This window comes from Streptomyces sp. NPDC012769 (genome assembly GCF_042901205.1).
Classification (GTDB): domain Bacteria; phylum Actinomycetota; class Actinomycetes; order Streptomycetales; family Streptomycetaceae; genus Streptomyces.
The window spans coordinates 958361-972700 of sequence record NZ_JBIBCP010000003.1; the positions used below are offsets into that span (position 1 = coordinate 958361).

General features: G+C 65.4%; 19 protein-coding genes and 1 tRNA gene. 11 read left to right on the plus strand and 9 right to left on the minus strand.

Features of this window, described 5'->3' with window-relative positions:
- The 9 genes from ACFY7C_RS19685 to ACFY7C_RS19725 are packed head-to-tail and all read left to right on the plus strand — an operon-like array spanning position 1 to position 9269.
- Positions 1 to 4053 (plus strand): hypothetical protein, encoded by a 4053-nt coding sequence (locus tag ACFY7C_RS19685; protein WP_389651842.1) that lies wholly within the window; start codon positions 1 to 3, stop codon positions 4051 to 4053.
- 29 nt (positions 4054 to 4082) lie between these two features.
- Positions 4083 to 5216: a DUF5047 domain-containing protein gene (locus ACFY7C_RS19690; RefSeq protein WP_389651845.1), complete on the plus strand. Its 1134-nt coding sequence runs from the start codon at positions 4083 to 4085 to the stop codon at positions 5214 to 5216.
- Positions 5197 to 6087: a hypothetical protein gene (locus ACFY7C_RS19695; protein ID WP_389651848.1), complete on the plus strand. Its 891-nt coding sequence runs from the start codon at positions 5197 to 5199 to the stop codon at positions 6085 to 6087. The genes ACFY7C_RS19690 and ACFY7C_RS19695 overlap by 20 nt, the downstream gene beginning before the upstream one ends.
- Positions 6084 to 6293 (plus strand): hypothetical protein, encoded by a 210-nt coding sequence (locus tag ACFY7C_RS19700; RefSeq protein WP_389651851.1) that lies wholly within the window; start codon positions 6084 to 6086, stop codon positions 6291 to 6293. The genes ACFY7C_RS19695 and ACFY7C_RS19700 overlap by 4 nt, the downstream gene beginning before the upstream one ends.
- Before the next feature lie 31 nt (positions 6294 to 6324).
- On the plus strand, positions 6325 to 7725 hold the full coding sequence (locus ACFY7C_RS19705) for a peptidoglycan DD-metalloendopeptidase family protein (protein WP_389651854.1): 1401 nt from the start codon (positions 6325 to 6327) through the stop codon (positions 7723 to 7725).
- 10 nt (positions 7726 to 7735) lie between these two features.
- Positions 7736 to 8251 (plus strand): DivIVA domain-containing protein, encoded by a 516-nt coding sequence (locus ACFY7C_RS19710; RefSeq protein ID WP_389651857.1) that lies wholly within the window; start codon positions 7736 to 7738, stop codon positions 8249 to 8251.
- Positions 8244 to 8408: a hypothetical protein gene (locus ACFY7C_RS19715; RefSeq protein WP_389651860.1), complete on the plus strand. Its 165-nt coding sequence runs from the start codon at positions 8244 to 8246 to the stop codon at positions 8406 to 8408. The genes ACFY7C_RS19710 and ACFY7C_RS19715 overlap by 8 nt, the downstream gene beginning before the upstream one ends.
- The gene (locus ACFY7C_RS19720; RefSeq protein ID WP_389651863.1) at positions 8398 to 9039 is read left to right on the plus strand and encodes a LysM peptidoglycan-binding domain-containing protein; all 642 of its coding nucleotides are present in this window, start codon (positions 8398 to 8400) and stop codon (positions 9037 to 9039) included. The genes ACFY7C_RS19715 and ACFY7C_RS19720 overlap by 11 nt, the downstream gene beginning before the upstream one ends.
- Positions 9040 to 9053: 14 nt before the next feature.
- Positions 9054 to 9269, plus strand: a complete 216-nt coding sequence (locus ACFY7C_RS19725) for a hypothetical protein (RefSeq protein ID WP_389651866.1) — start codon at positions 9054 to 9056, stop codon at positions 9267 to 9269.
- Between the two features lie 99 nt (positions 9270 to 9368).
- Here ACFY7C_RS19725 and ACFY7C_RS19730 read toward each other — a convergent pair whose 3' ends face one another.
- The 4 genes from ACFY7C_RS19730 to ACFY7C_RS19745 form a co-directional block, all read right to left on the minus strand.
- Entirely contained in the window at positions 9369 to 9743 is a 375-nt protein-coding gene (locus tag ACFY7C_RS19730) for a hypothetical protein (RefSeq protein WP_389651869.1), read from the minus strand.
- 134 nt (positions 9744 to 9877) lie between these two features.
- Positions 9878 to 10324 carry a hypothetical protein gene (locus ACFY7C_RS19735; RefSeq protein ID WP_389651872.1) on the minus strand — a complete coding sequence of 149 codons (447 nt, stop codon included), beginning with the start codon at positions 10322 to 10324 and terminating at the stop codon, positions 9878 to 9880.
- Between the two features lie 54 nt (positions 10325 to 10378).
- A tRNA-OTHER gene (locus ACFY7C_RS19740) sits at positions 10379 to 10471 on the minus strand.
- Positions 10472 to 10735: 264 nt separating this feature from the next.
- Positions 10736 to 11032, minus strand: a complete 297-nt coding sequence (locus ACFY7C_RS19745) for a hypothetical protein (protein ID WP_389651875.1) — start codon at positions 11030 to 11032, stop codon at positions 10736 to 10738.
- A gap of 189 nt (positions 11033 to 11221) precedes the next feature.
- Between ACFY7C_RS19745 and ACFY7C_RS19750 the strand changes: the two genes are divergently transcribed.
- Both ACFY7C_RS19750 and ACFY7C_RS19755 read left to right on the plus strand, forming a co-directional pair.
- Entirely contained in the window at positions 11222 to 12010 is a 789-nt protein-coding gene (locus ACFY7C_RS19750; RefSeq protein WP_389651878.1) for a Scr1 family TA system antitoxin-like transcriptional regulator, read from the plus strand.
- Complete coding sequence (locus tag ACFY7C_RS19755; protein WP_389651881.1) at positions 12007 to 12189, plus strand: DUF397 domain-containing protein; 183 nt, start codon at positions 12007 to 12009, stop codon at positions 12187 to 12189. The genes ACFY7C_RS19750 and ACFY7C_RS19755 overlap by 4 nt, the downstream gene beginning before the upstream one ends.
- 57 nt (positions 12190 to 12246) lie before the next feature.
- Here the strand turns inward: ACFY7C_RS19755 and ACFY7C_RS19760 are convergent, their stop codons facing one another.
- Genes ACFY7C_RS19760 through ACFY7C_RS19780 form a run of 5 tightly spaced genes read right to left on the minus strand, consistent with a single transcriptional unit; the run spans position 12247 to position 14235 of the window.
- The gene (locus ACFY7C_RS19760) at positions 12247 to 12417 is read right to left on the minus strand and encodes a hypothetical protein (RefSeq protein WP_389651884.1); all 171 of its coding nucleotides are present in this window, start codon (positions 12415 to 12417) and stop codon (positions 12247 to 12249) included.
- 3 nt (positions 12418 to 12420) lie between these two features.
- Positions 12421 to 12921, minus strand: a complete 501-nt coding sequence (locus tag ACFY7C_RS19765) for a histone-like nucleoid-structuring protein Lsr2 (RefSeq protein ID WP_389651887.1) — start codon at positions 12919 to 12921, stop codon at positions 12421 to 12423.
- Positions 12922 to 12962: 41 nt separating this feature from the next.
- A complete protein-coding gene (locus tag ACFY7C_RS19770; RefSeq protein WP_389651890.1) occupies positions 12963 to 13295 on the minus strand; it encodes a hypothetical protein in 333 nt (110 codons plus the stop codon).
- Positions 13292 to 13843 carry a hypothetical protein gene (locus ACFY7C_RS19775; protein WP_389651894.1) on the minus strand — a complete coding sequence of 184 codons (552 nt, stop codon included), beginning with the start codon at positions 13841 to 13843 and terminating at the stop codon, positions 13292 to 13294. Before ACFY7C_RS19775 ends, ACFY7C_RS19770 begins: the two co-directional genes overlap by 4 nt.
- Positions 13840 to 14235, minus strand: coding sequence for a helix-turn-helix domain-containing protein (locus tag ACFY7C_RS19780; RefSeq protein WP_389652763.1), 396 nt, complete (start codon positions 14233 to 14235; stop codon positions 13840 to 13842). Before ACFY7C_RS19780 ends, ACFY7C_RS19775 begins: the two co-directional genes overlap by 4 nt.
- Between the last annotated feature and the right edge of the window lie 105 nt (positions 14236 to 14340).

Consider the following 14340-nt stretch of genomic DNA (forward strand, 5'->3'; position numbering starts at 1 on the left):
ATGGCGCAGTCGTTTCAGCTTCTTCCCAGCGGTGACGTAGAGAACGACGGGTGGACACTCGTCGGAAGCTCGGTCACCGAGGTCTGGGAAGTAGTCGGCACTCTCGTGGACGACTGCTACATCCGGTGCCCCATCTATCGGGGAAGCGCCACGGTGTCCTTCCCGACCGACTCGGGGGACCTGCCGGCGGGGGCCATTATCGACTCGGTGACCGTCTTCGTTCGCATGAAGACGAGCGCCGGGTCGGGCCCCCGCTCGGTCACGGTGAACGTACTCAGCAGCGAGAACATGGCGAGGTACACGTCGCGCACGCTCTACGCCACGAGTGCTTTCACCACCTTCGAAGTCGGCACCTACACCAAGGACCCGCTCGGCAAGGCTTGGGACATCCACAGGATCAACAAGCTGCGCCTGCGGGTCTTCTGCCTCAACGACCTTTTTGACGCCATCCAGATATCGCAGCTTTACGTGAAGGTCAACTATCACGTGAAGCCGAAGGTGTCGGTGCTGGCACCCACCGGTACCAGCATCTCGCCTTCGCCTGTCGTGAAGTGGAAGTACACCCACGTCGAGGGCGAGCCCCAGGCGCGCTGGCAGGTGGTCGTTTTCACTGCCCAGCAGACCTCGAAGGTAACCACCTTCAACCCCGAGACCGAGCCCCCGGTGTTTCAGCGCACCGGGGCAGGGTCCGGCACGCAGTTCACCCTCCCGACCTCGCTCAACAACAACGGCTACCGCGTCTACGTGAGGGTCTGGTCCCAGCACAACGCCAAGTCGGACTGGGCCTACAAGGACTTCACGGTCAACGCCCCCAGCCCCGGCGTCCCCGGCGACGACAACGCCGGCGAGGGCGGCACCCCCGGCATCGGCGTCCCGAGCGCGATCCCCGACACCTACACCTCGTCCGCGCAGCTCCGTATGCGGGACGCCTCCAACCTGCTGTCGGTCAACCAGGCCGACTTCGAGATCGGGTCCGACCCGATCGAGTACCTGGGCACCAACGCGTCACTGGCGATCGACACGACGAAGGGCTTCGTCCAGGGCGGGGCGTCGCTGAAGCTGACGGCTTCCTCGGCGGCGACCATGTCGGCGACATCGACGAAGATCGAGGTCACCCCCGGCGCACCCATGACGGTGCGCTGCCAATTCCTGGCCGGGGCCACGGGCCGCACGGTGAATCTCACGTGCCAGTTCTACGACGAGGACTTCAACCTCCTGGGGGCCACGATCACGGGCTCCGGCGCCGACGTGACCACCACCTGGACGGAGGTCGTCGCCACCGGTACCTCGCCGGCCACGGCCGCTTACGCCGAGGTCGTCGCGCAGGTTGTGAGCCCGGCCAACGCCGAGGTCCACTACATCGAGCGTGTCGGCCTGATGTACGGCACCAACTCCGCCTGGACGGACGGCGGGCACCAGTCGCACAACCTGCTCTCCTCGTTCCTGGCGACGGGCGACGACCCTGTGTCGAACGTCGACTCCTGGGAGCAGGCCAACGCCGCCTCCACGCTCTCCAGGACGGCCGTCTCAGGCACCGGCAGCCACGGCGCCATGTGCCAGCAGATGACGTATGTCGGCGCCCCTTCGGGGATCTCCTTCAAGGCGACCGGCTCCGTGTTCACGTCGGCTACGAGCGGTACCAATTACACCTTGAACAAGCCGGCCGGCGTCACGGACAACGACCTGCTGATCGCGTTCGTCACCACGAACGAGTTCTCCATGATCGTCCCACCGTCCGGCTGGACATACGTCAACGGCGCCGCGATCAACGACGGGACCCTCGGAGACGTCACGCTGCACGTCCTGAAGCGGACTGCTACGGCGTCCGACCCCAGCTCCTGGGCGACCGGGAAGATGGACCGGACCTCGACGCGCCGCACGGCCGTCGTGGTCGCGTACAGCGGTGCCGCGCACGCGGACGACCAGTTCATCGCGGACAACTGGAAGGTCGACACCTCGGGTGCGGCGGTGCACCGAACGCAGATCGTCAACAACACCGACCCGAACGCGTGGCGCATCGCTGCATTCGCGGCGAGTGATGACGCGGGAGGTGCGAGCTTCTCGGCGAATGCGGTGGCACCGGCCGGCACGGCCGCGGCGCCCATCCGGTTCATCTCGGCCGGCTCCAAGTGGGTGCAGCACAGCAGCACGAGCAGTTACACGATCCACCGGCCGCCGGGCATCGTCTCCGGCGACCTCATGATCGCGTCCATCGTGTTCAGCGGTCACGTCTCCTCGGTGACGGCCCCCTCCGGCTGGACGCTGGTCAGGACACACAGCCAGCCTTTCAGCGCCGGCAGCAGCGGCGACGCCCACTCCGGCGACTGCACCATCGCCGTCCTGAAGAGGACGGCGGGAACGGGCGAGGCGCCCTCCTGGACGGGTACGCACAACAACTCGCCCCAGCCGAAGGTCACGCAGGTGGTTGCCTACCGGAACTGTGCCGATGCCTCTCAGCAGTTCATCGCCGAGGGTTCGGTCGGATCCCAGAACACCTCGAAGGTCATCACGGCACAGGTCACGAACACGGACTCCGCGGCATGGCGAGTCTGCGTGTTCGGCGCCACGACGCCTTTCGCTTCCTCCTGGAGCTCGGGTGATGTGGCGGAGCGCTGCGATTCTTCGACGAGTCTGAGCGACTTTCCCGACGCGGTGCTCAGCGTGTCGGACTCTAACGGCCAGATCTCGACCGGCACCCACAAGAGGACCGGGCAGATCAACTCGGTGAGCAGCGCGTCCTCGAATGTACCTTCCGGTAACTTCTTCGCTGCTGTCGGATGGATCGGCATCATTAAGCCCCTCGCGGCCCCGCCGGCGCAGCCCGGCAACGAGACCGAGCGCGTCGACAACAACAACGGGGCCTCGAACCCGTGGTTGAGCACGGCGGTGTACGACTCCAACGGCACCATCGCGACCGGGACGACGTCGCTGTACGGGCAGTTCGCTCCGGGGTCGGGCACGGCCGCCAACTCGATGACGTCCTGGATCGGCATCATCCGGCCGGCCTCCAGCGTGCCGGGCGGCGTCGTGTCGGCCAGGCCGAACACCTGGGTCGACATATCCGAGATGGATCCAGAGGTCCTCGACCTGGCCGGGCGCAAGGTCACGGTGGTGGCGAGCTTCCTGGGATCCAGCGACGGCACCCCACTCCTCGGGTGCGAGTTCGCCAGGGCTAACCAGGCCATCAGCGACGCCGCTGCCACCGGGACGGTCTTCAATACGAGCACCTGGACCAAGGCCTGGGCCAGCTTCACCGTGCCCGAAGGCACGACCCGAATGCGTCCGGTCCTCTCGGCGGTCGACCGCGCGGTAACTGACGCGGTTCGTTTCGACCGCGTCGGCCTCATGCTCGGCGCCCCCGTGGATGGAGAGACGCCGGCCTGGAGGAACGGGACCGATCGGGTCGAGCACCCGGTGTGGTCGAGGCCGATCATTCAGTACGCCGACGACACGGGGATCGGCTACGAGAGCTGGACGGACCTCCCCGGGCAGAAGCTGATCCCGCCGGCCTTCCGGTCGGACACGGGCCAGCTGTCGTACACCGACCACTCGATCATCCCGCTCAACCAGCGGAAGTACCGAGTGCAGACCCTCTCGTACGGGCTGCAAGGGGAGATCTTCTCTTCGGGATGGGGGCCGGAGAGCAACGAAGTCTCGTTCAGCGCGCTCAACTGGTGGCTGAAGGACTTCGCGGACATTTCCACGGCGCTCCGCCTTCGGGTGAAGTGGGAGGACATCCAGATCACGACGGACAACACCGCGTCGGTCTACCACCCGCTGGGTGAGGATTACCCGCTTGTCGTGACCGAGGGCTACAAGGCCGACTCGCTCACCATATCGGTCTACTGCGACCGGCAGGAGGAGGCGGCGCTCTACAAGCTGTTGCGGTCCAACAGGACCCTGCTCCTTCAGAGCGACACCGACTACGCGTGGTGGGTCCGTCCAGTCGACGCGCTCACGGTCACCAACCTGGCCGTCAGCACGCTCCGGCGGACGAGCGATCCGATCAAGATCGTCACCTGCAAGTTCGTCCAGGTGAAGCCGGAGGAGTAGCAGAGCTCCACAACTGAATAGAGGTCGACATGGCTACGCAGTCGGATCGCTTCTACGAAGAGATCAAGAGGTCACACACGATCGTCTCCTGGATCGACGTGATCTCTCCCGATCAAGAAGAGGTCCGGTTGCCGGCCGTCGAAGGTCAGGTCGATGTGGATAGGACAGCCGCGGTACGCCGCAAGCTGTCCTGTCAGTGCATCGACCCCCTCGGGGTCCTCACCCCCAGGACGGAGGGCGAGGTGCTCACCCCGTACGGGACCGAGCTCCGCGCCTACCGGGGGGTGAGGTACACCGACGGAACCGAAGAGGTATGCAGCCTCGGCGTGTTCCGGCTCTCGAAGTCGACCATTAGCGACAACAACGCGGGCAGCCCGGTCATCCAACTCGAAGGCTACGACCGGTCGCGCACCATCGCCCGCGACAAGTTCAAGGTCCCGTACACCATCGCGTCGGGTACCAACGCGATGACCGCGCTCAAGAACATCGTCAAGCAGACCTTCGCCGACGCCGTGTTCAACACGATCACCTCGGCGGTCGCGACCACGTCCCCTCTGCTCTACGAGGCGGGGGACGACCCCTGGGAGGCCATCTTCGCCCTGGCGAGGTCGATGGGCTGCGAGGCCTACTTCGATGCCGAGGGGCGAATGACCGTCCTTCCGCCCGGCGACGTGAACGCTCTCCCCTCTCCGGACTTCACGTACGTGGAGGGCGAGGGGAACACGATGATCGACCTCGGCCGCGAGTATAACGACGAAGGCGTCTACAACGGCGTCATCGTCACCGGTGAATCGATCGGTGACCAGCACCCTCCGGTGCGCGGCGAGGCATGGGACATGAATCCCACGTCACCCACTTACCGGTTCGGCCCTTATGGCGAGGTCCCGCTCTTCATTACCGACAACCTCGCGAAGACGAACGACCAGTGCCAGGCCATCGCCAAGGCGCAGCTCGACCTGATCCTCGGGGCTGCCGCGCGCCTGGCTATTACCGGAATCGTCAACCCCTCGTACGAATGCGGCGACATCGTCGAGGTGAAGCGCGTCAAAGCGAAGGTGGACGGGCTCTATTCAGTCGAGGCGTTCTCCGTTCCGCTGAGGGCGGCGACGCAGTCCCTGACCCTGAGGGAGCAGAGGCCCCGCAATGTCAACCCCAACACCTGACCGGCCGGTCGCCCCTACCGTCTCCGAGGCGGTCGCGCTCAACAACGCGGCAGCCGATGACGAAATCAGGGCCCTTGTCCAGATGATGGAGAAGCAGAGCTCGTTGGGGTTCGATCCCTCCACGCACATCAAGGGCGTCATCACGGCGATCAACTACACGACGGCGCCCCCGACGGTATCCGTCCAGATCAGCGGCGACACGACGACGACGATCTCTGACGTCCACCTCATGAGCAACTACAGCCCCGTGGTCGGGCACACGGTCGACATCCGCAAGCAGGGCCCGGACATCGTAGTGACAGCTCACACCGCTGACGCCAGCGGCAAGGTCGTGACGGGCGGGGCGAACGGGTGGGTCAAGGCGGACCTGACGAACGGGTCGCACAACGGCAACGATCAGGGTGACGTGTACTACCGCGTGATCCTGGACCACGGCACGTGGAAGATGCAGTGGCGTGGCGGCTGGGGCGTCAGCGGAACCTTCATGATCGACACCGCCGATGCGCTCCCGACGGAGTACCGGCCGCAGAGCCAGCGCAACATCCTGGTCGCCCGGCAGTGGACGACTGGCGCGGTAGCCGCCCAGTTGCAGTTCACGACCGATGGACGGGTTCAGCTCGTCGCCAACACGCAGAGCACGCTGAGTGCCACCTCGTCCGGCGACGTCCAGTACGCGAGCGTCAGCGGTTTCACGTCGGTCTCCTCATCTCACAACCACCTGGACGGCAGCGGATTCCCCACGTCGTTCGATGGCTCTCACGATCACAGCTTCGGCGCCTCTCACGATCACGGATTCTCCGGCGGCGCCCACTCCCACTCCGTAACTACACCGACCTGGATATCGCTGCATGGAGTGGAGTACTTCATATGACGACGGATGAGCCTTCGGTTTGGCAGGAACTCCGTTCGCAGAGAGACCTCTTGATTGAGATGAAGGTGAAGCTCGATTCCATCCCGGATCACGAGCTACGCCTCCGAAAGCTGGAAGAGCGGAAGTTTCCTCTTCCTACGATCGCAACCATCCTGGCGTTCGCCTCCATTGTGGCGAACGTCGTGATGTACGCGCTCGCGAAATAACCGCCTCAAAATGGTTATGAGGTAACCAAACATGTCCAAGGGACGACATGCACGCCCCGCACAGCCCTCCTCCGCTAAGCGAATAGCTGTCGGTACCACTTTCGTTCTGAGTGGGTCCGTCGTCCCCATTGCTCTCGCCGGATCCGCGAACGCGGCGACCGCATCCGAATGGGACACTGTCGCTCAGTGTGAGTCCTCGGGCAACTGGTCCATCAACACCGGCAATGGCTACTACGGTGGCGTGCAGTTCGCACAGTCCACCTGGGTGCAGTTCGGCGGCCTGGAGTTCGCTCCGCGCGCCGACCTGGCCACCAAGACAGAACAGATCACCGTCGCTGAGCGCGTCCTGTGGAAGGGACACGGCTCCTGGGCCCCGCAGGGGAAGGGCGCCTGGCCCGTCTGCGGCGTCGGCCTCAGCAACACCCCCTACGCCTCACCCACCCCGGCACCGACCCCCACGCCGACACCGACGCCGACCCCGCCCCCGGCGGGCGACCCGGACGACGCCGAGGACGGCGTCTACGTCGTCAAGGCCGGCGACTACCTCGCGAAGATCGCCACCACCCTGAAGATCGAGGGCGGCTGGCAGAAGCTCTACGAGATCAACAAGGAAGCCATCGGGCCCAACCCGAACCTGATCTCGCCCGGGATGAAGCTCCGACTGCCCGGCCACGAGGCACCGGCCACGGATCCGTACGCCAACGGCCTGCCGAAGGCGCACGAGGACGACCCGTCCGCGAAGGCGCTCCAGCAGGAGCTCAAGCGGACCGGCTACATGGCCGACGAGATCGAGCTGAGCGACACCTACGGACCGATCACTCGGGCCACGGTCGCCCTCTTCCACCGCGAGCACCCGGAGTACCGGAGCGTGTGGAACGGCGACGATGTGCAGATCGGCCCCAAGGGCTGGGCTCACCTCCGTGAGATGAAGGACGCCAGCGTCCGGCCGCCGGCCCCGCCGGCACCGACGCCGAAGCCGACCCCGACGCCCACGCCGGCGCCGGCGGCGAACTACGTCCTGCCGGTCAAGGGCAGTGTCGGTGACAGCCTGATCATCACGAGCGGTGGCTGCATCAGCCGTTCCTGCGGCGGTCACTCCGGCCTGGACATCACCGCCCCCTTGGGGACGCCCGTCCTGGCCGCCACCGCCGGCAAGGTCGTCGGCATCAACGTCGCCGGATCCGCTTACGGCAACCACGTGATCGTGGAGCACTCCGGCGGCATCTACACCCTGTACGCCCACCTGAGCGCCACCAGCGTCTCGACGGGGCAGCAGGTCTCGGCAGGTCAGAAGGTCGGCCTGGTCGGTTCGACCGGCAACTCGTCCGGTCCGCACCTGCACTTCGAGGTCCGTACTGATCCGACTGCGTTCAGTGTCGGCGTCTTCATCAACCCCGTGACCTGGCTCCGGTCGCACGGGGTTTCTCTGTAAGGAAAGCTCGATGATCACACCCGCGGAGATCAAGGAAAAGCAGTTCGCCACGACCCGGATCAAGGAAGGCTACGACCAGAGTGAGGTCGACGACTTCCTTGACCGGGTCGAGGTCGACTACCGCCAGTTGTCCGAGCAGCACGCACGCCAGGTGCAGGAGATAGCCCAGCTCCGCCGCGCCCTGGACGCGGCGAGGGCGGCGTCTTCGGACGCCGTCACGACGGTGCTTCCGGTGCCCGCAGCGACGGGCGCCGAGCGCATCCTGGTCGCTGCCCAGAGGACCGCGGACCAGGTCGAGGCCGAAGCCAACATGGAGGCGGGCAAGATCCGCGCCGTGGCCAGGGCCGAGGCCGAGAACATCAAGGCCGTCGCCGAGGGCGAGCGCCAGGCGATCCTCAACCAGCTCGAAACCGAGCGTACCGCCCTGGTCGAGGCCATCGAAGTCCTGAAGGCGAAGCGCGCCGGCTACAAGAGCTGGCTGCGTGCTGCCCTCGCGAAGATCGAAGAGGAGGAAGCCAATGTCTGACGAGCAGGAAGTCGAGGAGATCGAGGTCGTCGACCACCGTCTCCGGGAAACCGGCAACGGTCCGACCGTCAGCTACGAGGAGGCCCTCCTCCGCAAGTACTTCGGTGAGCCCGACGCCGACGGCGTCTACGGAAAGGGCGGCGACGATGTCGACTGAATCCATGGTCAAGGGCATGGAGAAGCACCTGGGCCTCGTCGGCCGGCCGAACGTCATCACGAAGGCGTACGCCGCGAGGAACGGTGCGTACTTCGAGAAGGCGCCCTGGTGCAACATGACCATCACCGAGGTGGCCCGCGCCACGGGCAACTACAACGAGGTCTGCTTCGGCAAGGACTTCGCGTACACCGTCTGGCACGCCCAGGAGTTCCAGCGTCGGGGCCAGTGGCACACCGACGTCGCCGGGATCCAGCGGGGGGACATCGTCTTCTTTGACTGGGGCGGCTCCAACTCGATTGCCCACATCGACCACATCGGGATCGTCACGGACGTCAACGGCCGCGACATCCTCACCATCGAGGGGAACACCGCGGACCGGTGCGCTCGGCGTGTGCGTCACGCCGACACGATCGCCGGCTACGGACGGCCGAAGTACCGCGAGGCAGCGGCGCCGGCCCAGCCGGCCGCGATGACGTACACCGTCAAGCGCGGCGACACCCTCAGCAAGATCGGGCAGGTCCTCGGGATCCAGTGGCAGGACATCGCCAGCCTCAACGGGCTGCGGTCCCCCTACACGATCACCCCGGGGCAGGCTCTGCGGCTGCCGGGCCGCCCTCCGGCGAAGAAGTAGAAAGGATCATCGCTATGAAGGACTCCACTCGGCGGACTATCCGCACGGTCTTTCAGACCGTCGTGGCCGTCGCCGCCGGCATGCCCGTCCTCCTGGGCGCCTCCGGCATTCCCGAGACGGCCCCCGGTGTCGGCGTCATCGTCGTCGTCGCCGCCGCCGTCACGCGCCTGATGGCGCTCCCGCTCGTCGACAGCCTGCTGCCGAGCTTCCTGAAGAAGGACGCTCACTGACCTAGGTGGTGATCCCGGTCTCGCGCCGGGTAGCGCCCGGCAAAACTGCGCCCCCCTCTGCCATCGCGGCGGAGGGGGGCCTTTTTTGTGTTTGAGTCGCTAGCCGTAGTGAGGAAAGGCCGTGGGCTTCCTCGCTACCTGTTCCGCAGAGAGATCGGGCACGACCATGTCTCCTGTGATCAGTAAGTCATGGCCGCACCATGTGCTGCCCAGCTCCGCTTCTCGGCCCCCGTCTTTGATCTCCCAGTCGGCCTCTTCAAGCTTCATCACCACATCGCTGCCGCAGATGAGAGCTCGGGTCGCTTGTGTGACGATCCAGCGGGCGAGGTCCCATTCCGGCACCCTGTCACGGTTGCAGGTCACCGCCATCTTCCAAAGTTTCTGCCAGGGGACTCCCGGGGTGAGCGAACCTACGTACGCCACCTGGCGACCCTCGACGAACTCGCTGGCGTAGCCGAAGACGGGTCCGAACATGGAGAAGGCTGTCAAGCGACTGCGGCCCTTGCGTCCTTGCGCTGTTGGCACGGAGGAGGCCTCCTGTTTCTAAGCAGGGCTAGAGCCCGGACTGACGAGCCCGGACTCTAGCGTGTTTCAGCCGCTACCTGCTGTCAGCAGCACGGGCCGTCGCCGCAGCAGGCCGGCGCGTTGCAGTCGGCGGCGAATCCCCACAGCTTCCTGTCCACTTCGAACCCGGCGTCGCGGATCAGGTCCATGACGTCGAGCATCAGTCCGGTGGTGCGCATCTTCGAGTTCGGCGAGTGGTGGAGGTACCGGCCGAAGTTCTGCTCGCACCACTGGCTGTACTCGTGGCTGTGGAGCATGAACGTGTGCCAGGCCGGGTCGACGTCGAGGCTGGGCGCCATCATGTCGCCCTTGCCGGTGGTGCCCATGGTCCAGAGGAACGCGAGCCCCTGGTCCATGATGGCCGCGGACCTGTCGGGGGTGAGCTGGTACTCGTCGGAACAGAACGAGGTCAGCCTGTCGAACAGCTCGGGGGACACCAGGTCCCTGCCGCGTCGCAGGGCGACCGCCGGCTTCTCGGGTGCGACCGTCATGAGGAAGTTCCCTTCTTCCGTGTGATCGGCACGTGCAGCTCCGGAACGGAGCAGCTCCCTCGCCCGGACTCGAACCGGGGTCACCACGCTCCGTCCGTCCCCTGGGAAGTGGGAGGCGTGGGCTCTTCCTGACTGAGCTACGAGGGGTTGACCGCCACACGCGTGAGCTCCCCAGCATCATGCGTGTGGCGGGATGAGCCCCACCCTTCCCTTGCCCGGCTGTTCGGGGGACCGGGCGCCGACGGGGGAAGGGTGGGAGTCGAGGCCCCAGCTCAGCCTGGTAGGGGGTTGACCCATGGGGGCGGGTCCTGAGCCGGGGCCGGTCTTAGGGGGTGATGAAGCGGGATGCGAAGGCCGCCCAGGTGATGATCCAGACGACAGCGGCGAGCCACCCGCTTGGGCCCAGGTGCCTCATTCGCGACCGGCGAAGAGGGCTTGCCGGGTGGGGCCGATGCGTTCGATGGCCCGGTGGACGGTCACGGTGCCGTGCACCACCTGGGGCCCGGGTCCCTCGAAGTGCAGGACCTTGGTGGTCCGGGTGGGAGCGATCATGTTCTTGATCGGGTAGAAGTTCCCGCCGATCTGGTAGAAGTCGCCGACCTTGAGGCTGTTGACGTCCACGACGTGGGGGGTCGTGAAGGGCGGGGTCGCGCGGACGGGGGGCGCCGGCTCCGGCCGCACTCCGTTCCACTGGTAGTGGGGGGTCACCTCGGCCTCTCCTTCGTTTGCTTGTTGACCTTCTTGACCTTGCTCGACAGGTTGGACGTGTCGCCCGTCGCCTTCGACATCCGGGGTCTCTCTTCCTGACGGACTTCCTCGGGGGTGTCTTCAATCTGGCCCAAGTCCCCCTACGATCGCCAGCACTTGGGTTTCGGGAATGAGCAAGGAAACGGGCATATGCCAGCGGAAAGAGAGCTAGACCCGAGCGGCAGCATCGAGCAGTTCCTCGGGAACATGGTGCGGACGGCGCGCAAGGCGAAGGGGTGGACACAGAAGCACGTAGCCGACGAGGTGTACAGCAACCTCGCGACGATCTCTGAGGTCGAGGGTGGTCAACTCCCGGACCGAGAGCTAGCCGTGAAGCTGGGCTACGTCCTCGGCCTGGGCGAAGCGGTCGCGAACCTGGTCAAGCTCGCCCAGCAAGGGACGGTGCTCGACTACGCGCAGCCCTTCCTGGCGAATCAGGAGCGGGCCAAGATGATGCATGCCGCGTCCTTCACAGTGCCCGGCCTGTTGCAGACACCTGACTATGCGCGCGATCTACTGCTGGCGGGGCAGGCCGGCGACCCCCGTGACATAGATTCCTTCGTCGAGCAGCGCATGGCGCGACAAGCTGTGTGGGAGCGGGAGGATCCGCCCTGGTTCTCCCTGGTGCTGTCGGAGGCTGTCCTGCACCAGGCGTCGGCGGCGCAGCTCGAACGACTGCTCGTGGCCCAGCAGAAGCCGAACATCAGCATCCAGCTGCTGCCGTTGCCCGGCGGTCACATCATGGGCACCACGTACGTGCTGACCCTTCCCAATGGCAGTCGAGGCGCCTATACCGAGGGGTACTTGACGGGCAAGTACAGCGAGGATTCAGACACCGTCCTGCTGTTCCAGCGGGTCTATGATCGATACGCCGCCCGCGCGTTGTCGGCGGAGGCGTCTACGGACCGGATCTATGAGGCACTGAAGAGGGAAACGTGAACGACCTGAACTGGCACAAGTCTTCGTACAGCGGCGGCGGCGGCAACGACTGCGTCGAGGTCGCCGACAACGGTCCCGGCGTCGTGTTCGTCCGCGACACGAAGGACCACGCGGCCGGCCTCCTGGCCGTGAGCCCCGCGGCCTGGACCGCCTTCCTGGAGTCCGCCACCCGCGCCTGAGGCGGCACAGCAACAGGCCCCCCTCCGATTGCGGTGGAGGGGGGCCTGTTTTGCGTTTTACTGGCGACTCACCTTGTCCCAGTCCTCTTCGACCTGGTCTAGATCCTTTTGGAGATCGGCGAGGATCAGGTTGGCAGCGTCAGGCGGGGCCGCCTCCGCCAGCCGTTCGACGGCTCGCTCGTACTGCTTGATTCGCCATTCCAGGCGGACGGTCTCGCGCTTGTCCATCGCCTACTCCGGCTTCGGGTCGTCCGGGTGGTTCTTCACGTAGATCTCTTCGAGGGTCGTGGGGATACGGCCTCGGTCCGCGACCTTGTGGCCGGCGCCCCGGAGCCACTCCTTCGCCCGCTTGTTCCATGCACTGATCTCGGGGGTGGTGGTGCGGCCGGCGGCAGGCGGAGCCGTCACTGCCGCCGACGACTGAGGCTGAATGCGGCCCTTGTCGGCGTAGGGGGCGATGGCCTTCAAGTACTTCGACAGGTTGGCCGGCCCCAGGTCGAGGACGACCCGGTTGTAGATGTAGGCGGGCTCGTCGCTTTCGGCGTCCTCGTCCTCGACGGGGACCAGCATCTGGATCTCGACGACCTTCTCGGTCGTCTTGCCGTCGAGATCGTCGACCCGCTCCAGGCGAGCGTACGTCTCGATACTCTGGCCGCCGATCGTGGTCACTGCCTTCTCGACGCCCGGTTCGTCCTTCTGCGACTCGTCGACCTGTACTACTCGAACAGACATTGGCTTCCCCTGTGGTAGGGCCACGTATGTATGTCGGCACCTTATCCTCGCCGAGCGAGTCGGTATATGCCGTACGTGAAGCCGAGGATGATGTCGGTGGCTGCCCAGATGAAGATGATGAAGCCCACACCGATAGTGGTACCGAGGTTCTCGGCATCGTTGCATGCCTCGCGACTGAGAGTCCCGCAGTCGTCAGGGGTGCCTGAGGCGGACGTGGCACCGACGATGACCCAGATAACGAAGATCACCTGGATCGCAAGGAAGATCCACATGAAGATGCGGCGGCGCTTGTGCGGCGGTGCCGGCGGCTGCTGGAGTGGGGGTGGGGGGCTGCCGCCCCAGGTGTAGCCGTTCACGTCGCGGTCGCTGTTCATGAAATCGTGCCTTTCACGGTCGGTGCCAGAAGGGCCACCGTCAGCGGGTACTGCTTGCCGCCCATGGAGGCGATGCTGACCTTGGCGTCGAACAGCTCCCCCTTCATGTTGCGGATGGGGACTGAAATCGTGCTCCCGGGTGCGATAGTCCGGGGGCCATGGGATCGGGCCTCGAAGATACTCCGGATGTCCCGCCCGACGAGATCCTCGTTTGTCCAGCCGATCGCGTCGGCTCGATTGGCAGAGATCACCACTCCGTCTTCGTCCAGCACTGCGACGCATGTGTCTGTCACGGCGTTGGCTGAGATGGAGGCGGCCGACGCGGCCCCCGCCTGGAAGACCTTGACGAGGCTTTCAGTTTGCCTGTGCCTTGCCACGGAGAGGGAGGAGGCCACACCGATGCCGACGGTGAGGAGGGCGATACTGCCGAGCTGCTGAGGAATGACGTCGAAGGCGCGGAGTAGGACCAGGCCGAGGCTCGACCACCACGCGGCGTGAGCGAGTATCAGCGTATTGCGATAGCGATACTCACTCCCAAGTATGCTCATTCCGGATACCTCCTGTCGTACCACTCCATCAAGGACTCTTTGTCATCTTGTGTCAACCCCGGAGTCTTTATTAGATGCTCGACGATCCTTTCGCGCGGTGCATGGACGGCAGGCAAGGGGAGTCGGCTCTGTCCGCCAACCATCTCTGAGCCTATGCGGCCGGCAGTGACGGCGACGGCCAAGCCGTTCACGTGGAACAACTGCCCGATGGCGATGCAAGCCTCGAAGCTGGGGATCACCTTCCCTGTACTCCAGCGGCTAACGGTTCCATCAGACACTCCCAAGGCTCGTGCGACGTCACCGCCGCTCATGTTGTGATTTTCGACAGTCCTTCTAAACCATTCGGCGAAGTAGCCGCTTTCGCTGTCACTGCCCCGCCTCCGGTCGGACATGGGCACGGGTCCTTCTCCTTTGCGGAGATACGGAGAGATCTTGAGTCCCCGCCGGATGGAGGCCGACGGGGTAACGAGGGCGATCTGTATTGCCCGAACCCCGGT

Bases quoted from the DNA above. Each gene is read 5' to 3' on its own strand.
- ACFY7C_RS19685 (WP_389651842.1), top strand. From the start codon at position 1: ATGGCGCAGTCGTTTCAGCTTCTTCCCAGCGGTGACGTAGAGAACGAC.
- ACFY7C_RS19690 (WP_389651845.1), top strand. From the start codon at position 4,083: ATGGCTACGCAGTCGGATCGCTTCTACGAAGAGATCAAGAGGTCACAC.
- ACFY7C_RS19695 (WP_389651848.1), top strand. From the start codon at position 5,197: ATGTCAACCCCAACACCTGACCGGCCGGTCGCCCCTACCGTCTCCGAG.
- ACFY7C_RS19700 (WP_389651851.1), top strand. From the start codon at position 6,084: ATGACGACGGATGAGCCTTCGGTTTGGCAGGAACTCCGTTCGCAGAGA.
- ACFY7C_RS19705 (WP_389651854.1), top strand. From the start codon at position 6,325: ATGTCCAAGGGACGACATGCACGCCCCGCACAGCCCTCCTCCGCTAAG.
- ACFY7C_RS19710 (WP_389651857.1), top strand. From the start codon at position 7,736: ATGATCACACCCGCGGAGATCAAGGAAAAGCAGTTCGCCACGACCCGG.
- ACFY7C_RS19715 (WP_389651860.1), top strand. From the start codon at position 8,244: ATGTCTGACGAGCAGGAAGTCGAGGAGATCGAGGTCGTCGACCACCGT.
- ACFY7C_RS19720 (WP_389651863.1), top strand. From the start codon at position 8,398: ATGTCGACTGAATCCATGGTCAAGGGCATGGAGAAGCACCTGGGCCTC.
- ACFY7C_RS19725 (WP_389651866.1), top strand. From the start codon at position 9,054: ATGAAGGACTCCACTCGGCGGACTATCCGCACGGTCTTTCAGACCGTC.
- ACFY7C_RS19730 (WP_389651869.1), bottom strand. From the start codon at position 9,743: ATGTTCGGACCCGTCTTCGGCTACGCCAGCGAGTTCGTCGAGGGTCGC.
- ACFY7C_RS19735 (WP_389651872.1), bottom strand. From the start codon at position 10,324: ATGACGGTCGCACCCGAGAAGCCGGCGGTCGCCCTGCGACGCGGCAGG.
- ACFY7C_RS19750 (WP_389651878.1), top strand. From the start codon at position 11,222: ATGCCAGCGGAAAGAGAGCTAGACCCGAGCGGCAGCATCGAGCAGTTC.
- ACFY7C_RS19760 (WP_389651884.1), bottom strand. From the start codon at position 12,417: ATGGACAAGCGCGAGACCGTCCGCCTGGAATGGCGAATCAAGCAGTAC.
- ACFY7C_RS19765 (WP_389651887.1), bottom strand. From the start codon at position 12,921: ATGTCTGTTCGAGTAGTACAGGTCGACGAGTCGCAGAAGGACGAACCG.
- ACFY7C_RS19770 (WP_389651890.1), bottom strand. From the start codon at position 13,295: ATGAACAGCGACCGCGACGTGAACGGCTACACCTGGGGCGGCAGCCCC.
- ACFY7C_RS19775 (WP_389651894.1), bottom strand. From the start codon at position 13,843: ATGAGCATACTTGGGAGTGAGTATCGCTATCGCAATACGCTGATACTC.
- ACFY7C_RS19780 (WP_389652763.1), bottom strand. From the start codon at position 14,235: ATGTCCGACCGGAGGCGGGGCAGTGACAGCGAAAGCGGCTACTTCGCC.